At 55.2% G+C, this 16,174-nt stretch carries 11 protein-coding genes; 2 read left to right on the top strand and 9 right to left on the bottom strand.

From position 1 onward, the window contains the following. Positions 1–48: 48 nt before the first annotated feature. Positions 49–1,035, bottom strand: coding sequence for a TatD family hydrolase (locus EJ361_RS07720; RefSeq protein ID WP_126244915.1), 987 nt, complete (start codon positions 1,033–1,035; stop codon positions 49–51). A 58-nt stretch (positions 1,036–1,093) separates the two neighbouring features. Further along, positions 1,094–1,975 carry an EboA domain-containing protein gene (locus tag EJ361_RS07715; RefSeq protein ID WP_205686953.1) on the bottom strand — a complete coding sequence of 294 codons (882 nt, stop codon included), beginning with the start codon at positions 1,973–1,975 and terminating at the stop codon, positions 1,094–1,096. Positions 1,976–2,554: 579 nt separating this feature from the next. On the opposite strand from EJ361_RS07715, the gene EJ361_RS07710 reads away from it, so the two are divergent. Next, a complete protein-coding gene (locus EJ361_RS07710; RefSeq protein ID WP_126244914.1) occupies positions 2,555–2,965 on the top strand; it encodes a transmembrane 220 family protein in 411 nt (136 codons plus the stop codon). A 305-nt stretch (positions 2,966–3,270) separates the two neighbouring features. On the opposite strand, the gene EJ361_RS07705 is transcribed toward EJ361_RS07710, so the two are convergent. From EJ361_RS07705 to EJ361_RS07675, 7 genes are all read right to left on the bottom strand, one after another. After that, positions 3,271–6,678 (bottom strand): ThuA domain-containing protein, encoded by a 3,408-nt coding sequence (locus EJ361_RS07705; RefSeq protein ID WP_126244913.1) that lies wholly within the window; start codon positions 6,676–6,678, stop codon positions 3,271–3,273. A gap of 92 nt (positions 6,679–6,770) precedes the next feature. Next, positions 6,771–7,505 (bottom strand): ThuA domain-containing protein, encoded by a 735-nt coding sequence (locus EJ361_RS07700; protein WP_126244912.1) that lies wholly within the window; start codon positions 7,503–7,505, stop codon positions 6,771–6,773. A 10-nt stretch (positions 7,506–7,515) separates the two neighbouring features. After that, positions 7,516–8,238, bottom strand: a complete 723-nt coding sequence (locus EJ361_RS07695; RefSeq protein ID WP_126244911.1) for a 3-keto-disaccharide hydrolase — start codon at positions 8,236–8,238, stop codon at positions 7,516–7,518. Positions 8,239–8,264: 26 nt separating this feature from the next. Beyond that, positions 8,265–8,669 (bottom strand): c-type cytochrome, encoded by a 405-nt coding sequence (locus tag EJ361_RS07690; protein WP_126244910.1) that lies wholly within the window; start codon positions 8,667–8,669, stop codon positions 8,265–8,267. 47 nt (positions 8,670–8,716) lie between these two features. Continuing rightward, entirely contained in the window at positions 8,717–9,775 is a 1,059-nt protein-coding gene (locus EJ361_RS07685; protein ID WP_126244909.1) for a sugar phosphate isomerase/epimerase family protein, read from the bottom strand. A gap of 60 nt (positions 9,776–9,835) precedes the next feature. Further along, on the bottom strand, positions 9,836–10,999 hold the full coding sequence (locus EJ361_RS07680) for a Gfo/Idh/MocA family protein (protein WP_126244908.1): 1,164 nt from the start codon (positions 10,997–10,999) through the stop codon (positions 9,836–9,838). 21 nt (positions 11,000–11,020) lie between these two features. After that, entirely contained in the window at positions 11,021–12,310 is a 1,290-nt protein-coding gene (locus EJ361_RS07675; protein ID WP_126244907.1) for an MFS transporter, read from the bottom strand. A 455-nt stretch (positions 12,311–12,765) separates the two neighbouring features. On the opposite strand from EJ361_RS07675, the gene secA reads away from it, so the two are divergent. Continuing rightward, complete coding sequence (gene secA / locus EJ361_RS07670; protein ID WP_126244906.1) at positions 12,766–16,113, top strand: preprotein translocase subunit SecA; 3,348 nt, start codon at positions 12,766–12,768, stop codon at positions 16,111–16,113. Positions 16,114–16,174 lie beyond the last annotated feature (61 nt).

The raw sequence follows: 16,174 nt of genomic DNA, 5'->3' as shown, positions 1-16,174 counted from the left end.
GCTTTTCCCAGGTTTTCAATACGATACGATAAAAATTCGGTCGGTTTCTTATCGTATGATCGTGGATTGTTTGTTTGGTCTTGGCTGCTGACCGCCTCTCAAAACGGTGCTGCCATTGAATTTCAGGCTTTGATCGATTTCCGCGGGCCGTTCGAAATCCGCTACGTTGATCTGGCCGCTCTGCGCGAAAGCCGTAATGGCGTTGCGATAGGTGACCATTTCGATATCTTCTTTCGATATACCCCTTTCGAGCATGAGCGCGGCGGTTTTGGGAACGGCCAGCGGATCGCTGATGCCCCAATCTGCTGCGGAATTCACCATGATGCGCTCCGTACCGTACTGTTTCACGATATCTACCATCCGCTCGTTGCCCATTTTGGTGAACGGGTAGATGGTGAAAGCCGCCCAGAAACCACGGTCCAGCACTTCTTTCACGGTTTCTTCGTTGTTGTGGTCTACGATCACCATGCCCGGATCGAGCCCCATTTCGATGGCGATGTCCATGCTGCGGGTGGTGCCCTGCTTTTTGTCGCGGTGCGGTGTATGGATCTGCACGGGCAGCCCGGCTTCTTTGGCGAGCTGCAGCTGTGCGCGGTAATATTTTTCTTCCAGTGCCGTCTGATCGTCGAACCCGATCTCGCCCACGCCTACAACGCCTTCCTTGTAAATGAACAGCGGGAGGATTTCCATCACCTGTTCACTGAGTTTTTCGTTGTTGGCTTCTTTGGAATTGAGGCCGATGGTGCAGTAATGTTTGATGCCGAACTGGGAGGACCGGAAGCGTTCCCACCCGATTAGACTGCTGAAATAATCGCGGAAGGTATCAATACCGGTCCGCGGTTGCCCGAGCCAGAAGGCCGGCTCAATGATGGCGACCACGCCGGCGTCGGCCATGGCCTGGTAATCGTCCGTGGTCCGCGAGGTCATATGAACGTGCGGGTCGAAAAACCGCATGCCTTTGATGGCATCCAGGAAGGCCGGGTCATATGATTGCGGGACTAAATCCTTTTCCGTCAGCTGAGCATTACAACACATATAAGTACGAATTACGATTGGATTAAATTAATAAAAGGGGCGTTGCCGGATATAACATCTAAAGACCATTTACACGGGCGGCAACGGTGTCCCAGGTCAGTTGCTGCTGCTGTATTTCCGCGGCCATGCCGGCGCGGGTTTCGAGCAGTTGCCTGGCCGGCGCGTAGGTTGACAGGTGGCAAGCCAGTGCGGCGGCTTCGCGTTCGGCGTGCACTTCGGAGAACCAGGCGCGTTCGAGGTCTTCGAAGTTATCTTTATCGATGAACGGGCCAACGAGGCGCCAGAGCATGGGCGGAACGGGGCGCGCGGCGGCGCGGCGCTCGCGGGAGAAATCTCGCAGGATGCGGGCCAGTTCCGGGTTTGCACGTTGGTCGAGGCCGGAGATGAGATGAACGGGTTTGTCGGTGAAGAAGGCTTTCATGACGAGCTGGTTCCATGCGGGTTCGTCGAGATACTGCGCCGGGTAAGGGTTGCGGACCATGATGGCTTCGAGGACGGAGCCGATGTTGGAGCGGATGCCTTCGGCGGTGCGGAGTTTCCATGCCTGCGGGAATGCGAGGAACGGTAGCGCGCCGTAAAGGGCGGTGAGCTCGTACATTTCTCCGGCAAGGAAGAGGTTTTCGACGGCCTGTACGTAGGTGGTTTGATCGGCAACCGGCAATTGCAGGAGCCACCAGGTGCGGAAGAGGCGATCGGCGGTGAAACCGTCTACCGATCGGGGCAGCAGGGCTTCGCGGGCGGCGGGCGGCACGGAGATTTCGTCGCGGCCCAGGAACCTGGGGGCGGCGGTGAATGCGATATTGAAAGATTGAAGAGTGCCCTTCGTTTGCCAGGCTTCCAGTTGGCCGGCTATCCATTGCTTACCCTTTTCGGGGACCTGCTGTTGAATGATCTCTGCTAAAACTGCGGCTGTACCCGGTGCTTCGTATGCGTATCCCATGCAGCTAAAATAAATAAATAATCAGCGTTCCTGCTGCTGATTGTGATCAGCGATGCCCATGACCCAAAATAAAAGAGAGGCAACTAGTGCCTCTCCTTCCGCCATTCTAAAACCTGATTAGTAACCAGGATATTCTTCAGGGGTGGTGCCCCAATATTTTTGTCAGGGTTAGCAGGAAAAATGGCCGGAGGTTTCCGGTTCCGGCCCTAATTCTTTTGCAATATAAGGATTAAATATCGTTCGGCGCTCACCTGAATGTGTGAAAATTTTAACTTTTCCTTCAGGAAAAACGATTTTGCATGGGTTATCGCTGATCGGGAGCCAGTGTCGGCAATTTTTTCAACTATACTGAGGTGGAATTTATAAAGGCAAATAAGTTTGTTGGCCTCCTCGTAATCAGCGTAGATCGTTGTTCATGCAAAGTTCCGTACGATGGGTCCGTCCTTACGTTCTAAAATTATAACATTAATTTAACAACCGCAAACTTCCGTCCGACTTTTTTTTACGCGTGTTTATCTAGTGTTCCAGTTTAGTTTAACTGCCGGATTTTCCGTAAGTTTATCGGATATACCATTTAGCATGATGAAGATTTTCAATGTGTTTTGCTGTGTAATGTTTGTGCTGTTCGCCGCCCTTCAGTGGAACGATCCGGACCCCTACATCTGGATCCCCGTTTACCTGTTCGGAGCCATTCTCTGCGGCCTCGCCGCCAGCCGCCGCTATTATCGCGGCTGGTACCTTTTCGGCATCCTCGTTTTCCTCGCCTACGCCACCTTCCTCTTTTTCGAGAAAGACGGCGTGCTCAGCTGGGCAACCGAGCACCAGGCCCAAAACATCGCCGGCGCCATGAAAGCATCCACCCCCTGGATCGAAGACACCCGCGAATTCTTCGGGCTCTTCATCCTCATCATCGCATTACTTGTCAATTTCGTGCACTCCAGCCAGAAAAAAGCCAAGAAAATGCGCAAAAAAATGATGAAAATCGGGTAATCCCCTCACCTGAAGTCGTTCCGCGAAAAGGGGCCGCATCTCGCAGATGCGGCCCCTTCGCATTTGTTCCGATTACCCCGGCAAATTATCCCGGCAAAAAATCCGTCTCGCCCTGAAGATGGCCTTGGTCGGTGATCACGTCCTAAAAAAGGCTTTACACTCTCATGCAGTAGGGATACAGTAACCGCTTAGTACAGATACCGTACTCGAACCGTAGTAATTGAGTATTTGAACGACAACCTTAGTTTCATAAAGAAAGCCGTCCCGCAGCAACGGAACGGCTTTCTTATAATTTGAAAATCAATTTATTTCGCCTGCAATCTGAAGTAATCGATCGCCACCGGCGTTTGCTCGGCCGGATCGGCCGCCTTGATCACCAGCACCAGCGACTGCTTCTTCCCTCCCGCAATTGCCGGGAAGGAAATGTTCGCCACGTTCGGCTGGCCCGCTTTCGCGCCCTTGCCGATCGTTACGCTGCCCAGCGCCGCGCCCGCCTGGCTGTCCAGGTGTACGGACACGGTATAGCCGTGAGCAGGGATCTCCCGCACGAAATACGTCAGCTCGATGCCGGATACGCCGGTCAGATCGAGGTTGGGATATGCCGCCCAGGTATTGGCGCCCGGAACCAGCAGTTTCATCCCTTCGATCTCTACGGAATTCGCACCGTCGGATTCCTTGTAGCTTTCCGCCTGGATTTTCGGGTTGCGCAGTTCCACACTGGCGGTTCCCGTGATCGGCCGGATGCCGGGGCCGCCCTTGTCGGTATAGGTGGCGATCAGGTAAAGGATTCCCCTGTCTTTCACTTCATTGCCCAGCGTCGCGTTCAGGCTGCCGCTCGCCGGCAGCGAGGGGTCCTGTTTGGCGCCGCCCGCCAGGGAGAAGATGTATTCCACGATCTGTTTGGCTTCGCCATGAGAAATGCCCGGGTGCGCGGCCATTGCCGTTTCTCCCCAAACACCGCCACCGCCTTTGATGATCTTGTCTGCCAGGTAGTCGGGCGATTTCGGATCGGCCTTATACTTGTTCGCCACTTCCACGAAGCTCGGGCCGATGGATTTCTCGTTCGGTTTGTGACAGGTTTTACAATCGGAAGATTCCATGATGTTTTTCCCTGCGATCGCACCGGAGATGATCTGGTGGCCCTGAGACATCGCGGCCTTGTCGCGCCCTTCCATATAAATCGCTTTCACGTACAGGCTGGCGACGTCGAAACCACCGGCAGCGGTCTGCCCGTCTTCCTTGTCAGCCACTTCCACCGCATATTCCACTTTCTTTCCGGGGAAATAGAACATGCTGTTGCCTTTCACCTGGATGTTCACGGCGGGCGTTTCGTTCCCCGCGTACACCTGGATGGTTTGGCTCAGGGTATGTGCGCCCTTGTCGTCGGTCACTTCCACGGAAACCGGGTATTCTCCGGCGGTGGTATAAGTGAATTCCGCCGAAGGCGTCGTCGTTTCTTTTTTGTTGCCGTTCCCGAAATTCCAGGTATAGGTGATCGCGTCCCCGTCGGGATCAACGGACCCTTCGGCGGAAGCTTTCACGGTAAACGGCAGGGCGCCGGTCAGTTTTTCCACGTCCATCTTCACTTTCGGCGCGCGGTTGCCGCCGTTGTAATCGATGCGGACCAGCCCTGCGTCGGCGTTTTTGGAGAACCAGCCATTCCCGTATTCGAGGATGTACAGCTTCCCGTCGGGGCCCATTTCCATATCGATGGGCGCGTTGAATTTCTGCGACGGCAGGAAGCGTTCCATTTTCACATAATTACCGTCTTTATCCATCGTAACCGCCATCACCCAGCCCCTGATCCAATCGTAGATGAACAGTTTGCCGTTGTAGTAATCGGGCAGGCGGGTTTCTTTCGGATAGAATTCGCTGTAATACACAGGTCCTGCTTCCGCGTTACGGCCACCGGTACCCACCAGCGGGAACTCGTCCGATTTGCCGTAAGGGTACCAGATGAACGCGGGCTGCGCGGGTGGCAGCTCGGTCAAACCGGTATTGTTGCGGGAATTGTTGATGGGCTTCTTTGGATCGTTGTAAGGCCCGGAAACGCCCGTTGCGTAGTCGTATGCGCGATATGGTTTATTGTCGGCGATGAACAGCGGATACCCGTAATAGCCGGCCTTCTTCGCCTGGTTCACTTCGTCGTAACCGCGCGGGCCGCGGGTGGAATCGTCGTTCGCCGCATCGGGCCCCACTTCGCCCCAATAGAGGAAATTCGTTTTGCGGTCGATGGAAATGCGGTACGGGTTGCGGGTCCCCATCGTATAAATCTCGGGTTTCGTTTTCGCGGTACCTACCGGGAAAAGGTTGCCCTCGGGTATTTCGTAAGAACCGTCTTCTTTCAAACGGATGCGCAGCACTTTACCGCGGAGATCGTTGGTGTTGGAAGAACTGCGGCGGCCGTCGTACTGCAGGTGGCCGGGACGGTCGTCTACAGGCCCGAAGCCTTTGCTCACGTAAGGCTGGCCGGCTTCGTCGAACGGTGTAGTATTATCGCCGGTGGAAAGGTACAGCAATCCGTCTGGACCAAACGCGATGGAACCGCCGGTGTGGCAGCAGATATCGCGTTGGGAATAGAACTGCAGGATCACTTTTTCGGATTGCATATCCAGCTGGCCGTTCACGAATTTGAACCGGCTGAGGCGGTTCACGGAAGTATCGGTCGGGGAATAGAAGAGGTAGATGTAGTTATTTTCCGCGTAGTCCGGATCGGCGGCGAGGCCCATGAGCCCTTCTTCCGCGTTCACATTGGGGACTTCCGTTTTATGGTACACGTGCAGCAGGCCTACCTGTGAAAGTTTCTGCGAAGCGTTGCTATAGAGCATCAGTTCGCCACGGCGCTGTGCAACGAGGATATCGAGGTTGGGGAGGATGGCCATTTCGGTGGGTTCGAAGAACTCGCCGCTGGTGAGGGTTTGGCGGGTGAAGCGGTCTTCTTCCGGAACGCGGAGCGATTTGGCTTTCGCGTAGTCGAGTTCCAGGTTTTTGCCGATGGCGTACTGGATGCCGCCGAGCACATGCTTCAGGAAGTTCTCCTCTTTGTAGGCTGCTTCCGTATGGCCCAGTTCGGTGTAGAATGCACGGCCGCCGTCGTATTCATGGTACCAGGAGATGTTATGGTCGTTGCCCATCTTGCCGCCGGTGTAGGAGGATTCGTCGACTTTCATGAGCACTTTCGTCTCCTTGTTCACGTTTTTAAAGTTATACCATTCGTCTGTATGCTCCCAGGTGTCGGGGAGGTTGGCGGTGGACGGGTGTTTTTTGTCGGTAACGATGAGTTTGGCTTTGTGGGTGCCGGCCGGGTGGTCGGAGAAGTATGCGCCTACCAGTTTACCGTACCAGGCCCAATCGTACTCGGTGTCGGTTGCCGCGTGGATGCCCACGAAGCCGCCCCCGGATTGTACGTATCGTTCAAAATCGGCTTCCTGTGCGGTGTTCAGGACATCGCCGGTGGTGTTGAGGAAGATGATGGCGGAGTATTGTTTGAGATTGTTCTCCGTAAATTTGCCGGCATCTTCGGTGGTGTCGACGTCGAAATTATTTTCGGCGCCCATTTTCCGGAGCGCCTCGATTCCCGCGGGGATGGAGGCGTGGCGGAATCCGGCGGTTTTGGAGAAGACGAGCACTTTCGCTTTTCCGGGCCGGGTTTTGCTGCAGCTGAGCATGGTTGCCGCAACGATAAAGACGAGCAGGTATGTGATATGCTTCATGGTATCGTTCAATTAATCGATAGTAAACGTGGTATTTAAAAGCAAGTAGAGACGCATGGAAGCGTCTCTACCGGTAAGTTATGCATGGTTGCCTACTTCTTCTTTCCTGCGGCGTAGTTGATTCCGCCGAGGATGTGTTTGAGGAAAGCGGGCTCGCTGTACGACTCTTTGGTATGGCCCAGCTCGGTGTAGAAGGTGCGGCCGCCGTCGAACTCGCGGTACCAGCTCATGGGATGGTTGCCGTCGTTCTTGCCGCCTTCGTAGGAGCTTTCATCGATTTTGATGAGGACGTTCAGTCCGGGCACGATGCTTTTGAAGTTGTACCATTCGTCTTTGCGCACCCAGGTCGGGTCCAGATGGGCCGTTGCCGGGTGGTTCCTGTCCACTACGTTAAGCGTAGCCGTTTGCTGGTGCGGGTGGCTGAGGAAGTACGCGCCAACCAGCTGGTTGTACCAGGGCCAGTCGTACTCCGTATCGGTGGCCGCATGCACGCCTGCGTACCCGCCGCCTTTCCGGATGTAGCCTTCCAGGGCGGACTGCTGATCATCGTTGAGGACATCGCCGGTGGTGTTAAGGAACACGACGGCTTTATACCGGGCGAGGTTTTTAGCGGTGAACAGGGATGCGTCTTCGGTGGTATCCACTTCATAACCGTTTTCCGCTCCCAGCTTCAGCATGGCCACTTTGGCCACGGGGATGCAATCGTGTCGGAACCCTGCCGTTTTCGAGAAAACGAGCAGGCGGGGCTTTGCTTTTTTGAAAGCCACCAGGCCGGTGGAGATGGCAACCACGGCGCAGAGGAGGAGGAGATATTTGTAGCGCATCATATGTTAAGGCTTACAGTTGGCGGATCTTGATGTTTCTGTACCAAACTTTATCGCCATGGTCTTGCAGGGCGATGTGTCCTTTCTGGAATTTGCCGAAGCCGTCCCAGGCTTTGAATTTCGATCCGGCAACGAGTTTGTCCCACGCTTCGGAGCCCATGGTCACTTCTGCGGTTTTGTGGCCGTTGAAGACGAGGGTGAGCTTGCCGTCTTTCTTGATGATCTTCGCGGTGTTCCACTCCCCTACGGGTTTGGCGTAGCGGGCGGGAGAAGCGATGAGGTCGTAGAGATCGCCGGAGTTATGTTTGTGGATTTTACCGTCGGAATGCTTGTCGTCGTCGAGCACCTGCATTTCGGGGCCGGTTTGGTAGGTGGCGCCGAATTTCGGGTCTTCATGAACGCTGAAGATGATGCCGGAGTTGCCGCCTTCGGAGATTTTCCATTCCAGTTCGAGCTCATAGTTTTCGTATGGCTCGGCGGTCATGATATCGCCGCCTTTGGCACCGGCTTTTTTGGCATCGGTGTCGAGGAAGAGGGCACCGTTTTCCACTTTCCAGGCAGCGGGGGCTTCCTGGGTTTTGTATCCGCGCCAGCCGTTGGTGGTTTTACCGTCGAACAGCAGCTTCCAGCCGGCTTTCTGTTCTTTTTTTGAAAGCGTGGCTTCCTGCGCCAAAGCGGTAGTACCGGCAGACAAGGCGCCGATCAGTATAACGGTGGATAATATACGTTTCGTCATTATTGAACTGTTTATAGGGTTGTTTCTTATTTAACAGTCAGGATGTACTTCACCATTTCTTCCGCGTCGGGTTTGGAAATGCCGGCGTGCGGAGCCATGGGAATTTCGCCCCAGTTACCGGAACCGCCGCTGATGATCTTGTCGGCCAGCGTGGCGATGTTTTCCGGGGTGTTGGGATATTTCGCTGCAATTTCCTTGAAAGCGGGCCCGATCACTTTTTCGGTTTCCTTGTGGCAGGTGGCGCAATCCTGCGCTGCCATCAATTCTTTTCCTTTGCCCGTTACGTCGGCTACCATGGAATTGTCTGCCGCGGGAGCCGTGGCTTCTTGAGATGCCTTCTCTTCGGCTTTCTTTTCTTCTCCGCCGCCGCCGCATGCTGCCATGAATACTACGGAACCAATTACCACCGGCATCAAGAATAATTTCTTCATCGTTTACTGAGTTTTAAAGTCTTTAGGAAATCGTTATTGTAAAGCCATTACAGCCCTAATATACGTCTGTTCAGGTTTTCATCCGCACCCGTTCCGGCAAAATCGTCGAACGCCTTTTCGGTAACGCGGATAATATGTTCTTTAATGAACGGCGCGCCTTCGCGGGCCCCGTCTTCCGGGTGCTTCATGCAGCATTCCCATTCCATCACGGCCCAGCCGGAGAAATCGTACTGGGTCAGCTTGCTGAACACTGCCTTGAAATCCACCTGTCCATCGCCCAGGGAGCGGAAACGCCCCGGCCGGTCGATCCACGACTGGTACCCGCCGTACACGCCGGAGCGGCCGGTGGGATTGAATTCCGCGTCTTTCACATGGAACATCTTTATTTTCTCGTGGTAGATATCGATGTATTCGAGGTAATCCATGGCCTGGAGCACGAAGTGGCTGGGATCATACAAAAGGCAGGCGCGGTTGTGGTTGCCGGTGGCAGCGAGGAACCGCTCGTAGCTGATACCGTCGTGCAGGTCTTCGCCGGGGTGGACCTCATAGCAGAGGTCTACTCCATTCGCGTCCATTTCATTGAGGATCGGCAGCCAACGGTTGGCCAGTTCCCTGAACCCTGTTTCCACGAGCCCTGCAGGGCGCTGGGGCCAGGGGTATACCGTTTGCCAGAGCAACGCGCCGCTGAAAGTGGCGTGGGCGTTCAGGCCCAGGTTTCGGCTCGCTTTGGCGGCGTATTTCAGTTGCTGGACGGCCCATTCCGTACGGGCTTTCACGTTGGCGCTACCGCGCAGTTCCGGGGGAGCGAACCCGTCGAACAGTTCGTTATAGGCGGGGTGAACGGCCACCAGCTGGCCCTGCAAGTGGGTCGACAGCTCGGTGATCTCCATCCCGGCGCTTTGTACGATGCCTTTGATCTCGTCTGCATAAGTCTGGCTCTCGGCGGCTTTCTTCAGGTCTATCATCCGGGCGTCCCATGTGGGGATCTGCACACCTTTGAAACCCAGGGAGGCAGCCCATTGGGTGATGCCTTCGAGGGTATTGAAAGGCGCTTTGTCGTCCAGGAACTGCGCCAGGAAAATGCCGGGCCCTTTGATCGTCTTCATATGCTTTTCCTTATCAGATTTAATAAAATTCAATTTCCGCAATCTCTTCGAAAAGTCGGCCTAAATTTCGAAGGTCGTCCATTTTTCGGTACTGGCGGAGCTTTTCACCACATTATCGATAAAAGCCATGCCCCGTACACCTTCGTTCACGGAAGGGAAGTCGAGTACTTCTTTCGATGCTTCCGTACCGTCTATACGGGCCTGGAGCGACAGCGCGAAGTTGCGGTACAGGTTGCCGAACGCTTCGAGGTACCCTTCGGGGTGACCGCCCGGCGTGCGGCAGTTGTGGGTGGCGAAGGAGCTGAGGTGCGGGTTGCCGGCACCTGCGCGGAGGATCTCGGCGGGTTTGTCGAGCCAGCGCACGATGAGCGTGTTCGGCTCGTGCTGCGCCCATTCCATACCGCCTTTCTCTCCGTATACGCGGATTTTGAGGGCGTTTTCTTCCCCGGCGGCTACCTGCGAGGCCATCAGTACGCCTGCGGCGCCGTTGGTGAAGCGCATGAGCACGGCGCCATCATCGTCGAGGAGACGGCCGGGCACCATGATGTGGTTGTCTGCACAGAGTTTTTCCACGGTGTCTCCCGTGATGTATTCGGCGAGGTTGAAAGCGTGGGTGCCGATATCGCCCATGGCGCCGGCTTTACCGGAGCGTTTGGGGTCCGTACGCCAGGCAGCCTGAGCGTTACCTTCGCGTTCGCTGAGTTTGGACAGCCAGCCCTGCGGATATTCCACCCATACTTTGCGGATTTTGCCGAGGGTGCCGTTGGCCACCATCTGGCGGGCCTGTTTCACCATGGGGTAGCCGGTATAAGTGTGGGTGAGCAGGAGGCTGAGGCCGGTCTGCTCCACTTTGGCTTTGAGTTGTTTGGCTTCGTCGAGGGTGAAGGTGATGGGCTTTTCGATCACGACGTGGAACCCTTTATCGAGGGCCATCATGGCGGGCTCGAAGTGTGCGAAGTTGGGGGTCACGATGGTGATGAAGTCCAGCCGCTTTTCAGCCGGCATGGCGGCTTCCTTGTCGAGCATGGTTTTGAAGTCCGTATAGATGCGGTCGCTATCCAGGAAGAGCGAGCGCCCGGAGTCTTCGGCCACTTCGGGGTTGATGCTCAAGGCACCAGCTTTCAGTTCGATGAGCCCGTCCATATTCGCCGCGATGCGGTGGATGGCCCCGATGAAGGCGTCTTTCCCGCCTCCGATCATTCCCATTCTGAGTTTCCTGTTCATACTATATAGTTTCAGATACTTTTATGCAGTTTGTAATTGTTGTTTGCTTCTGCCTCTCATATAAAAATAAAGGCCGCCAAAGGCAACGATGAGTATAATGGGTATTACGAGGGTCACGTTGATGATTTCCGGACCTGCAACCGCCTGTGCCTGTGCGTAGGCCGCTGCTTCGGCGGTGCCGGGGGCGGCGGAGCGGAAGGTATCGAGCGTGCCGCCGGAGGGGAGGTTCTTCCCGATGATGCTGTCGTAGAAACCACCCATGAACATCATATAAATAGATACGGCGAACATCCCAGCGCCACCCATGAGGTTCATGCCGAGCGCGCCGGATTCCGGGATGTTTTCGGAAACGAACCCGAGCATGGTGGGCCAGAAGTAAGTGATGCCAAGACCGAAAATGACAGCGGCCACGAAGAGCATGCTGCCAGACTGGCTACCCATGAGGTAAAGCCCGAGGGCCGACAAAATCGCTGAAATGAACAGCACGCCGGTGGGCGACAGCCGGTGAACGATAGGCCCTGCCACCGCACGGCCAAGCACCTGCACGCCGGCGGTGAGCGCCAGGATGAGGATGCCGTTTTCCGTTACATTTTTCAGGAGTATTTCGATCCATTGGTTGGTGAACAGTTCCGTGATAGCCGTGCCGAACATGCAGATGAACATGAAGAAGAACAGCGGGCTGGTTACCGAACGGTACATCTGTGCGTTGGAAACCCCAGCAGCCACGCGCTCCGTAACGGGGAAGTCCAGTTTGGAGAAGAGGTAGCCGTACAGCAGCGTTGGGATGATCATGAGGCCTACCTGCAATTGCCAGAGGCCGGCATATCCCAGTTCCTTGAACAGGAATACCACGAGTGCGCCTACTACGATACCGCCGGGGAACCAGAGGTGAAAGTGGTTCAGCTTGGTGGTTTTATTATCGGGGAAGATGGTGGCTACGAGGGGGTTACAGGCAGCTTCCACCGTACCGTTCGCCATGCCGATGAACAGGGTGGAGATGAACAGCGGCCAGAACCCGGAGCTGAAATAAGGTGTGGCGATGGTGAGTACGATGCCGAGCAAATGCAGCACGAATGCCGCGATGAGCAAGCGTTTCATGCCGATGGCATCTACGATGAAACCGCCCAGCACAACGGCGAGCGGGAAACCCCAAAAAGCAGTACCGGCGATGATGGATAATTCCTGGGCGTTCAGATGGAATTGCACGCCCAGCTGTCCGAGGATGCCGGCGCGAATCCCGAAGGATAAGGAAGTGACAAGCAGGGCCAGGCAGCTGGCAACGAAAAGACTCTTAGGCTGTATCTGCTTCATAGACGTGTTGTTTGTAAAAAATCTAATACGGTGATTAAAACCTTTAAATTTATAAAAAGTATTTCCACATTTTTTACTTTTTGTGATGGAAAAGCGGAAAATACCGAACACGAATGTGCTCATTTTTTGTGGGATAGTGTCTATCCAACACTAATTATTTTTTTTAAGGAAGTCGGGATGGAGAACCGGGCTGAAAAAAGGGGGTCCGGGGACGGGGGCGGCTCCCGTCCGCAGAAATCCCGCATTTTCCCTTTCCAGACGGCAGAAATACCGCGGCAGGCTTAATTTTTCCGGGATTTGATACGGTCATCCCCCAAAAATTCCTAATTTTACCAGCCTTGGTCCGCAGGCCCGCTCCTGCCACCTTGTCACAACCTGGCATCCGGGCTTAATATTTGACTATATTTCCCCCGCAACCAGGTTCCTTTATTCTTTTAGACATCGAAAATTTTAACATGCTAGGTTTTTTAACAAAGCTTTTCGGAGGAAACAAGTCTGAGCGAGATATCAGGCTGATCCTTCCCATGGTGAAGCAGATCAACGAGGAGTATGAAAAACTGTCATCCCTGCCTATCGACGAACTGCGTGGCAAAACGCAGGTTTTCCGTTCCCGCATCAAGGACCACCTGGCCGAAATAGACCGGGAGATCGCAGAAAAGAAAACTTCCGCAGAGTCCGAAGAGGACGTGAACACCAAAGATCTCATCTACCGCGAGATCGACAAGCTCCAGAAAGATCGTAACAAGAAAATAGAAGAAGTACTGAGCCAGATCCTTCCCGAAGCATTTGCCGTAGTGAAGGAATCTGCCCGCAGACTGAAAGAAAATACCACCATCACCGCCACCGCCACCGAAATGGACCGTAACCTCGCCGTGCTGCGCGACTATGTGACCATCGATGGTGACAAAGTGACCTGGAAGAATTCCTGGATCGCGGGCGGTACGGAAGTTACCTGGAACATGGTGCATTACGATGTGCAACTGATCGGCGGCATCGTGCTCCACCAGGGTAAAATTTCCGAAATGGCGACGGGGGAAGGTAAAACCCTCGTATCCACGCTCCCCGCTTACCTCAACGCCCTCACCGGCGAAGGCGTGCATGTGGTGACCGTGAACGATTACCTCGCCCGCCGCGACTCCGAATGGAACGGCCCCCTGTTCGAATTCCTCGGCATCACCGTGGATTGTATCGACAAGCACCAGCCCAACTCCTTCGAGCGCCGCAACGCTTACCAGGCGGATATTACCTATGGCACCAACAACGAATTCGGCTTCGATTACCTGCGCGATAACATGGTGCACAGCCCCGAAGAAATGGTGCAACGCAAGCATCACTTCGCCATGGTGGATGAGGTGGACAGCGTATTGATCGACGATGCGCGTACACCGCTCATCATCTCCGGCCCCATCCCGCGTGGCGACGAGCAGGAGTTCCACGCCCTGAAGCCCCGCATCCAGCGGCTGGTGGAAGAGCAGCGTAAGATCGTGACCTCCAGCCTCCTCGAAGCCAAGAAACTCATCGCCGAAGGGAAAGACGACCCGAAAACGGGCGGCCTCGCGCTCATGCGCGCCCATCGCGGCCTTCCGAAGAACAGCGCCCTCATCAAATACCTTAGCGAACCCGGCATGAAAGTGCTCCAGCAGAAAGCGGAGAACTACTACATCGCCGACCAGCAGCGCGAAATGCCCAAGGTAGACGAAGGCCTCCTGTTCCATATCGATGAAAAGAACAACAGCGTAGACCTCACCGATAAAGGTATCGCCCTCATCACCGGCGCCGGCGAAGACCCCGCGTTCTTCGTTATGCCCGACGTAGGCTCCGAAATCGCGGAACTGGAAAAAATGGACCTGACCGCCGAAGAAAAAATGGCCAGGAAAGACCAGCTCCTGCAAGACTTCGCCGTAAAATCGGAACGCATCCACTCCGTTCAGCAGCTCCTCAAAGCGTACACCCTCTTCGAAAAAGACGTGGAATACGTAGTGATGGACGGGAAAGTGAAGATCGTGGACGAGCAGACCGGCCGTATCCTCGATGGCCGCCGTTACTCCGACGGTCTCCACCAGGCGATCGAAGCCAAGGAAAACGTGAAAGTGGAAGCCGCCACCCAAACGTTCGCCACCATTACCCTGCAGAACTACTTCCGTATGTACCACAAACTCGGTGGTATGACCGGTACGGCCACCACCGAAGCCGGTGAATTCTGGGAAATCTACAAGCTGGACGTGGTAACCATCCCCACCAACCTGCCGATCACCCGTAAAGACGCGGAAGACCTCGTATATAAAACCAAGCGCGATAAATACCGCGCCGTGATCGAAGAGATCAAGAAACTGAAGGAAGCAGGCCGCCCCGTACTGGTAGGTACCACCTCGGTAGAAGTATCCGAGCTCCTCGGTAAAATGCTGACCTTCGAGAAGATCCCCCACAACGTACTGAACGCCAAACAGCACGCCCGTGAAGCCCAGATCGTGGCCGAAGCAGGTATGCCCGGCGCCGTGACCATCGCCACCAACATGGCCGGCCGTGGTACGGACATCAAGCTGGGGCCCGGCGTAAAAGATGCAGGCGGCCTCGCCATCATCGGCACCGAACGCCACGAAAGCCGCCGTGTAGACCGCCAGTTGCGCGGCCGTGCCGGTCGCCAGGGAGACCCCGGTACTTCCCAGTTCTTCGTTTCGCTGGAAGATGACCTCATGCGCATGTTCGGCTCCGACCGTATCGCCGCGCTCATGGACCGGATGGGTTACAAGGAAGGCGAAGTGATCCAGCACAGCATGATCACCCGCTCCATCGAACGCGCGCAGAAGAAAGTGGAAGAGAACAACTTCGGCATCCGTAAGCGCCTCCTCGAGTACGACGACGTGATGAACAAGCAGCGTACGGTAATTTATTCCAAACGCAACCACGCCCTGTTCGGCGAGCGCCTCTCCATCGATATCGACAATTCCTTCTACGAAGTAGCGGATAACCTGGTAAACACGCATCGCGCCACCGGCGATTTCGAAGCGTTCAAACTGGAAGTGATCAAGAACTTCGCGATAGACACCGTGATTTCCGAAGACGAATTCCAGAAAGGGAACGTGCAGGAAATCGCTGAAAAACTCTATGGTGAAGCGGTTGCCAATTACCATCGCCGTACCAACGAAGTGGTGACCGGCACTTACCCCGTCATCAAAAAGATCTTCGAAGAGCAGGGCCAGCATATCGAGAACATCTCTATCCCGTTCACCGACGGCCGCCGCGGCCTCCACGTGCTGGCGCCCCTCCGCAAGGTAGTGGAAACCCAGGGCAAGGAGACCATCGCCGCCCTCGAGCGTTCCATCACCCTCAACCTGATCGACGACGCCTGGAAAGAACACCTCCGCGCCATGGACGACCTGAAACAGTCCGTTCAAAGCGCCGTGTACGAACAGAAAGACCCGCTGCTGATCTATAAATTCGAAGCGTTCGAGCTCTTCAAACAGATGAGCGCCGAGAACTCCAAAGAGATCGTCTCCTTCCTCTGCAAAGCCGGCATCCCCGGTCAGCAGGCCGAAGAAGAAGCGCAGATCACCGAAGGCCATGAAGAAAAAACCGACATGAGCCACATGCGCGCTTCGCACCAGGACCCAGACGCTTCCAACGGCCACAGCGCCCCGCAGCAACAGCAAGGCTCCGCCTCCGCCCGCCGCGAAGATTACGCGCCTGCCATGGACGAGCCCAAACAGGAACCCGTTCGCGTAGGCCCGAAAGTCGGCAGAAATGATCCCTGCCCCTGCGGTAGCGGCAAAAAATTCAAAAACTGTCACGGGAAAGAACAATAAACGCCCGCTGCGTAAAATAACCAACGGAGTTACCCGGGACCATCCTGCGTAACTCCGTTTT

Origin of the sequence: Chitinophaga rhizosphaerae (genome assembly GCF_003958645.1) — a bacterium.
Lineage (GTDB): Bacteria > Bacteroidota > Bacteroidia > Chitinophagales > Chitinophagaceae > Chitinophaga > Chitinophaga rhizosphaerae.
The sequence above is the reverse complement of the archived record's forward strand: the minus strand, read 5'-3'. Positions and strand labels throughout refer to the sequence as shown.